This window comes from Shigella sp. FC1661 (genome assembly GCF_001712525.1).
GTDB classification, from domain to species: Bacteria; Pseudomonadota; Gammaproteobacteria; order Enterobacterales; family Enterobacteriaceae; genus Escherichia; species Escherichia coli.
Window position 1 is genome coordinate 1 of the sequence record NZ_MDGW01000121.1, and the last position, 6,844, is coordinate 6,844.

The following is a 6,844-nucleotide window of genomic DNA, read 5'->3' on the forward strand; positions in this document are numbered from 1 at the left end:
CGCTGGCTCGAAGAGCAGCAGTCCATGCTGGCACTGCCTCCGGAGAAAAAAGAGTATGACGTGCATCCTGGTGAAAATCTGGTGAGCTTCGACAACCCCCCCCCAGCATCATCCACTCTCCATCTACGACTCATTCTGCAGAGGAGTGGCGTGATGATGGAACTGCAACATCAACGACTGATGGCGCTCGCCGGGCAGTTGCAACTGGAAAGCCTTATAAGCGCAGCGCCTGCGCTGTCACAACAGGCAGTAGACCAGGAATGGAGTTATATGGACTTCCTGGAGCATCTGCTTCATGAAGAAAAACTGGCACGTCATCAACGTAAACAGGCGATGTATACCCGAATGGCAGCCTTCCCGGCGGTGAAAATGTTCGAAGAGTATGACTTCACATTCGCCACCGGAGCACCGCAGAAGCAACTCCAGTCGTTACGCTCACTCAGCCTCATAGAACGTAATGAAAATATCGTATTACTGGGGCCATCAGGTGTGGGGAAAACCCATCTGGCAATAGCGATGGGCTATGAAGCAGTCCGTGCAGGTATCCAAGTTCGCTTCACAACAGCAGCAGATCTGTTACTTCAGTTATCTACGGCACAACGTCAGGGCCGTTATAAAACGACGCTTCAGCGTGGAGTAATGGCCCCCCGCCTGCTCATCATTGATGAAATAGGCTATCTGCCGTTCAGTCAGAAAGAAGCAAAACTGTTCTTCCAGGTCATCGCTAAACGTTATGAAAAGAGCGCAATGATCCTGACATCCAATCTACCGTTCGGGCAGTGGGATCAAACGTTCGCCGGTGATGCAGCACTGACCTCAGCGATGCTGGGCCGTATCTTACACCACTCACATGTCGTTCAAATCAAAGGAGAAAGCTATCGACTCAGACAGAAACGAAAGGCCGGGGTTATAGCAGAAGCTAATCCTGAGTAAAACGGTGGATCAATATTGGGCCGTTGGTGGAGATATAAGTGGATCACTTTTCATCCGTCGTTGACACAACACTGGCTCTGGTATGCGTACAACACTAAAACTGGCGGTGTGTTGGCTTACACTTTCGGGCCACGGAATGATGAGACCTGTCGGGAACTGTTAGCCCTGTTGACTCCGTTCTGTATCGGCATGGTGACCGCGATGACTGGGGCAGCTACGCCAGAGAAGTGCCGAAGGAGAAACACCTGACCGGCAAAATCTTCACGCAACGTATTGAACGTAACAACCGGACCCTCCGCACCCGCATCAAGCGGCTGGCACGTAAAACAATCTGCTTCTCGCGTTCCGTGGAAATCCACGAAAAAGTCATCGGCTCCTTCATTGAAAAGCACATGTTCTACTGATTGGAAGCACTACCCCCGCCTGTTGCGACAGTCACGTCATCGCCGTCCGTTACCGGAACATGTTTCCCGCGAAATATACCATCTGGAGCCTGAAGAAAGCTGTTGTCCGGAGTGTGGTTGTGAACTGGATTATTCGGGGGAAATCAGCGTCTTTCTCCCGGAAAGGCATACTATCTTACAGTAATATTCATTCCGATGATTAATAAATCAGCAATGCGCGCATTTTTAATATAAGCATGTACAATATGCACTTGCATGCATTACCCTGCTAATGCAGTTTTTTTTGTAATAAGTTAAAATCCTACATAGCACGGAGGGGGAATGACTAGTTTTGAGCAGTTAAGTAAGGTTGCGCAGCGTGCAGATAAAATGTTGCTCGCCCTAACAAAACAGATTCAGGAGCAAAAGCAGGAGTTTCAGGCTGATGTTTTTTATCAAGTCTATTCAAAGTCTGCTGTAGCTAAGCTTCCAAAATTAACGCGCGCAAGCGTGGATGGTGCAGTCGGTGAGATGGAGGCTCAGGGCTATCAGTTTGAAAAACGCCCAGCAGGAACCGCGACAAAATATGCATTAACCATCCAGAACATTATCGATATCTATGCACATCGTGGCATTCCTAAATATCGCGATCGTTATAGTGAGGCATATTCCATATTCATCGGTAGTCTAAAAGGCGGTGTGTCTAAAACCGTGAGTAGTGTTTCCGTAGCTCACGCCCTGCGTGCTCATCCTCACCTGCTGTCAGAAGATTTACGTATTCTGCTCCTTGATTTAGATCCCCAGTCATCAGCCACTATGTTTCTGAACTACTTGCATGCGGTGGGGCTGGTTGATACAACCGCACCGCAGGCTATGTTGCAGAACGTGAGTCGTGAGGAATTACTGGAAGATTTTATCGTTCCGTCAGTTATCCCTGGCGTTTATGTTATGCCGGCTTCTATTGACGACGCCTTTATTGCATCAAACTGGGATACTCTGTGCGAGGAGCATCTATTAGGACAAAACAAACACGCGATATTGCGTGAGAATATTATTGATAAGCTGAAGCATGATTTCGACTTCATCCTTATTGATACAGGCCCGCATCTGGACGCATTTTTGAAAAATGCCATTGCTGCCGCAGATATCATGTTTACACCGGTGCCGCCAGCACAAGTTGATTTCCATTCCACGCTTAAATATTTGGCTCGTTTACCTGAACTTGTACAGATTATTGAACAGGATGGATGTTCATGCCGTTTGCAGGCAAATATTGGCTTCATGTCGAAACTGGCGAATAAGTCAGATCATAAATACTGCCATAGCCTGACAAAAGAGATTTTCGGTGGTGACATGCTTGATGTTTCAATGCCACGTCTTGATGGTTTTGAGAGAAGCGGCGAGTCGTTTGATACCGTGATATCTGCGAATCCTGTTACTTATGTTGGCAGTGGTGAAGCTTTGAAAAATGCACGTATGGCAGCAGAAGATTTCGCTAAAGCAGTTTTTGATCGTATTGAATTTATAAGGGCCAACTACTGATGGAAAACAGAAAGCACCGACCGACTATTGGCCGTACGCTGAATACAAATATCCTGAATAATACTGAAGAAATATCGGCTCCAGTTCATGTATTTACCCTCAATACTGGCCGAAAGGCAAAATTTACTGAGATCAAGGTTGATCATGACAAAGTGGACACTCAAACTTTTGTGGTTGAAGAGGTGAATGGCCGCGAACAGACAGCCCTGACGCCGGACTCACTAAAAGACATCACCAGAACTATACGTTTACAACAATTCTATCCATGTATTGGGATTCGGACTGGCGATCTTATTGAGATTTTGGATGGTTCCCGTCGTCGGGCAGCAGCTTTGCTATGCAAGGTTGGATTACGTGTACTTGTAACGGATGATGAGCTTACTGTTTCTGAAGCTCAGCATCTGGCGAAAGATTTGCAGACGTCACTTGAACATAATATTCGTGAAATTGGGTTGCGTTTAGTACGTCTCAAAGAGGCCGGTATGAACCAGAAGCAAATTGCGGAAAGAGAGGGATTGTCGGCAGCTAAGGTGACTCGTGCCCTCCAAGCAGCGTCCGTACCTAAAGATTTTGTGTCTCTTTTTCCTGTTCAGTCTGAGCTGACATACGCCGATTACAGGCAACTGGCTGAATTAAGTGAACGACTGAGGCTGGGTGATATATCTATTGATGAAGTTGTGAAGAATATCTCGCCGAGTATTGAGCTTATTACTGCTGATGACAATCTTTCTGAAGACGAGGTTAAAAACAGTATTATGCGGCTTATAACCAAGGAAATGTCTTCATTGCTTGATTCAGGAGTAAAGGATAAAGCGGTTGTAACTTTGTTATGGAAATTTGATAGTAAAGATAAATTTGCTCGAAAACGAGTAAAGGGACGTACGTTCTCATATGAATTCGGCAGATTACCGTTGGAAGTTCAGGATAAGTTAGATCGTATGATTGCTCTTGTACTAAAAGATAATCTGAATTCGCTGTGAAAATTCAAGTTTTTCGCCAGCAACTCACCAGTTTTTAATTGGCTGTTTTAAAAGAAATTTTGCTTTTATTAGCGTTTTTTTTGAACAGTATTTCACGGTGAAATCGCCTGTTTCACCGTATCTTCTTTGCTTGAAAAAGATAGTTTCTCTTAGCCGTTTAACAGTAACCGATGAGATAGTCTTCCCCCTCTTTCACGGCAGCCTTCAATTGCGCCATGATGGATAAACTTTAACCACAAAAGTAAGCGGAATACCATGTCTGAACAGAAAATCACCGGCATTGATCTGGCTAAAACGAACTTTTATCTTTTCAGTATCAATGCTCATGGCAAACCCGCAGGAAAGACCAAACTTTCTCGCAATCAACTGCTTAACTGGCTGGTGCAACAGCCTAAAATGACTGTTGCGATGGAGGCTGGCGGGGCATCTCATTACTGGGCCCGGGAAATCAGGAAACTCGACCATGATGTAATATTGCTTCCGGCACAACATGTTAAAGCTTATCAGCGGTGCCAGAAAAATGATTATAACGACGCACAGGCAATAGCTGAGGCCTGCCAACATGGAACTATACGACCCGTACCAATAAAAACTCTGGAGCAACAGGACGTCCAGACTTTTTTGAATATGCGTCGGTTGGTTTCAATGGAAAGGACACAACTGATAAATCACATTCGTGGACTTCTTGCTGAATACGGCATTGTGTTCAGTAAAGGCGCAGCAGAATTACGCCAAAAGTAAGCGGCTCGTCAGAACCGTATTGATATTTACTGAGAGCTCAGATCAACTTTCCAGGGCAACAGATCACGTACCCGATTTGCCGGCCAGTCCTGGATATGCTCAATGACGTAACGCAGCCATTTTTCTGGTTCCACATTGTTCAGACGGCATGTGCCGATCAGCGAGTACAACACCGCCGCATGTTCGTCATCGCTGTCGGAACCCGCGAGTCGAGTCAGCCGGAGAGAATTTCACTCCCCGGCTGCTCACGGAACCGTACGTGACACTCTCGCGTCATACGGCTCTTGATCACTCATTTGATGCACGTAGTAAATACCAGTGAACAAATAGCTTCGGATACTCCTTCCTTACCAGCGTCAGCTTTCGCTGAGCCTTCCGGTTCGAAAGTCTGTATTTAGACTGCATCCACTTGAGCAGACGTGACTGCATTGCACTCCACAGTCGATAGTTGAAATTTCTGGACCAGAACTTTCCGTAGTACTCGATCCAGCCTCTCACTATCGCATTGTAGCGCCTCGCAAAATCCAGCAAACTCTCAGCTGTTGAGCGATGTATACGCCACTTCTTGATTGTTTCTGTTATTTTGCGCATTGCTGCATTTGACGCACCCGGCATGCATTTTCGGTACCGTTCGCCTTTGAAATTCTTCAGCGTACGCACTTTGAAGTCATATCCGAGAAAGGTGAAACTCGTTGCGACGTTTCTCCTTTTAAACGTGTCAATGTAGGCGATATTCGTTTTCCCTGCATTCAGGACCAGCCCGACTTCCGAGAAGCGCTCCGATAACCTGTTCTTTAGCCTTGTTGCATCACTCATTCGTGAACAATGTACTACAATATCGTCAGCGTACCTCTCAAACGGTACCCCCCGATATTCTCTTTCCATCCACAAATCAAATGCATAGTGAAGGAACAAGTTAGCAAGTAGCGGACTAATGACCCCGCCCTGCGGAGTGCCTCGTGTTCGGGTTATTAATTCTCCATTTTCACAACTCTGCATTGGCGCTTCCATCCAGCGTCGACAGTACAGGATGACCCATTTAGGCATCCCGTGGTGTTCCAGAGCTTTGAGCACCAGATCATGTTTCACATGGTCGAAAAACGCACTGATGTCCACTTCCAGTATCCAGCTATAACGCCAGCACCGGATGGCACATTGTTTCAGAGCGTCATGAGCTGATTTGCCTGGTCGGTAACCATATGAATCAGCATGGAAAATCGAGTCAAGCTTTTCTTCCATGAAAAGTTTTATCGCTCCCTGAGCAATTCGATCGGATACTGTTGGGATCCCCAGAATGCGTTCCTTGCCATTCGACTTCGGGATCCGTTTTTCCAGCACTGGTGGCGGAAACCATGTTCCCGAACATAGCCGGTTCCAGATCTTGTATAGATTGCCATCACGTTGCTGGTCGAACATTTTCAAAGTCTGCCCGTCGCATCCGGGGGGCTCCCTTGTTGCGACGCACATCCAGATATGATGCCCAGACCAGTGCTTTTGGTATTTCAAATGATTTTCGTTGCATCAGTTACGTCATCCCCTTTTGGGTTGTGTCTTCTGCAATGAATGTGATCCCCATCCCTTCGCTCCAGACCCATTACAGATCTTTCATCACTACTACGAATGGGGCCGCCCCTGTTTCCCGATACGTGCCGGAAACAGGTTCTCACGTTCCCTGAGATGGTCTGGCCCGGGATCCTGCTGCCTTCACACCGGATGCCGCGCAGTCAGTAAGCAGGTGTCTTCTGCGCTTATCAGGGGACGGCTGTACGGCCCCATTTTGACATCATCTAAGATTTCGATGTTTCATCGGACAGTTTACTTTCGTTCAGCTTCCCGAACCCCACGTGACAGTAGATCTCTGCCTTTTCCCGAGTCGCTCACCACCTCATTCCTTAGAATGAAGCAGCACCGGGTCGTTTGGTCAGTGCTCCTGTAAACCCTGACCGGAGGGCCCACCTCCACCCACCTCAGAGCATGGATAACTTATGCTGCAATTTCCGAACCGGCGTTACGGTCATCACGAACGTAGACCCACAGCCGGGCAGTCCTTGTTTTACCGCTGCCCGGCTCCAGGACCGGAACGGGGATATCATCGGTATGGACTTTACCGGGCATCAGCACATACTGGCGCAGGATGTCATACAGCGGTTCCAGCAGTTCAGCAACTGAACCGCCCCGGGTTTCCTGGAGAGTATTTTATCTGTGAACTCAGGCTGCCAGATCATCGTTTCCGATGGAAGCATAATAAGCTTTTTCTGCTTCTGC

Annotated in this window: 6 protein-coding genes and 5 pseudogenes; 8 read left to right on the top strand and 3 right to left on the bottom strand. The window is 47.3% G+C overall.

Translation table 11 applies throughout. The features are described 5' to 3' along the window. From BFF42_RS08695 to BFF42_RS08725, 7 genes and pseudogenes are all read left to right on the top strand, one after another. Nucleotides 1-154: pseudogene (locus tag BFF42_RS08695) on the top strand (IS21 family transposase); the annotation flags it as partial. Continuing rightward, nucleotides 151-933: an IS21-like element helper ATPase IstB gene (gene istB / locus BFF42_RS08700; protein ID WP_012421731.1), complete on the top strand. Its 783-nt coding sequence runs from the start codon at nt 151-153 to the stop codon at nt 931-933. The pseudogene BFF42_RS08695 and the gene istB, both read left to right, overlap by 4 nt. A 108-nt stretch (nt 934-1,041) precedes the next feature. After that, nucleotides 1,042-1,337, top strand: a pseudogene (locus BFF42_RS08705) (IS1 family transposase). A 13-nt stretch (nt 1,338-1,350) separates the two neighbouring features. After that, nucleotides 1,351-1,485: pseudogene (locus BFF42_RS27610) on the top strand (hypothetical protein); the annotation flags it as partial. A 173-nt stretch (nt 1,486-1,658) separates the two neighbouring features. Then, entirely contained in the window at nt 1,659-2,858 is a 1,200-nt protein-coding gene (locus BFF42_RS08715; protein ID WP_000200287.1) for an AAA family ATPase, read from the top strand. Further along, the gene (locus tag BFF42_RS08720; RefSeq protein WP_000431558.1) at nt 2,858-3,838 is read left to right on the top strand and encodes a ParB family protein; all 981 of its coding nucleotides are present in this window, start codon (nt 2,858-2,860) and stop codon (nt 3,836-3,838) included. Before BFF42_RS08715 ends, BFF42_RS08720 begins: the two co-directional genes overlap by 1 nt. Nucleotides 3,839-4,093: 255 nt before the next feature. Next, entirely contained in the window at nt 4,094-4,579 is a 486-nt protein-coding gene (locus tag BFF42_RS08725; protein WP_000003223.1) for an IS110 family RNA-guided transposase, read from the top strand. A gap of 26 nt (nt 4,580-4,605) precedes the next feature. Here BFF42_RS08725 and BFF42_RS08730 read toward each other — a convergent pair. Both BFF42_RS08730 and ltrA read right to left on the bottom strand, forming a co-directional pair. Then, nucleotides 4,606-4,785 (bottom strand): annotated as a pseudogene (locus BFF42_RS08730) (transposase domain-containing protein); the annotation flags it as partial. An 82-nt stretch (nt 4,786-4,867) separates the two neighbouring features. Continuing rightward, nucleotides 4,868-5,995, bottom strand: a complete 1,128-nt coding sequence (gene ltrA, locus BFF42_RS08735; protein ID WP_235870871.1) for a group II intron reverse transcriptase/maturase — start codon at nt 5,993-5,995, stop codon at nt 4,868-4,870. On the opposite strand from ltrA, the gene BFF42_RS27615 reads away from it, so the two are divergent. Continuing rightward, nucleotides 5,917-6,255 (top strand): hypothetical protein, encoded by a 339-nt coding sequence (locus BFF42_RS27615; protein WP_228362426.1) that lies wholly within the window; start codon nt 5,917-5,919, stop codon nt 6,253-6,255. The two genes, ltrA and BFF42_RS27615, sit on opposite strands and share 79 nt — an antisense overlap. 316 nt (nt 6,256-6,571) lie before the next feature. Here BFF42_RS27615 and BFF42_RS08745 read toward each other — a convergent pair. Next, nucleotides 6,572-6,751: pseudogene (locus BFF42_RS08745) on the bottom strand (IS66 family transposase); the annotation flags it as partial. Nucleotides 6,752-6,844: the final 93 nt, after the last annotated feature.

What these genes read in the sequence shown, in the direction of transcription:
- BFF42_RS08715 (WP_000200287.1), top strand. Translation starts at nt 1,659, where the DNA reads ATGACTAGTTTTGAGCAGTTAAGTAAGGTTGCGCAGCGTGCAGATAAA.
- BFF42_RS08725 (WP_000003223.1), top strand. Translation starts at nt 4,094, where the DNA reads ATGTCTGAACAGAAAATCACCGGCATTGATCTGGCTAAAACGAACTTT.
- ltrA (WP_235870871.1), bottom strand. Translation starts at nt 5,995, where the DNA reads ATGTTCGACCAGCAACGTGATGGCAATCTATACAAGATCTGGAACCGG.
- BFF42_RS08720 (WP_000431558.1), top strand. Translation starts at nt 2,858, where the DNA reads ATGGAAAACAGAAAGCACCGACCGACTATTGGCCGTACGCTGAATACA.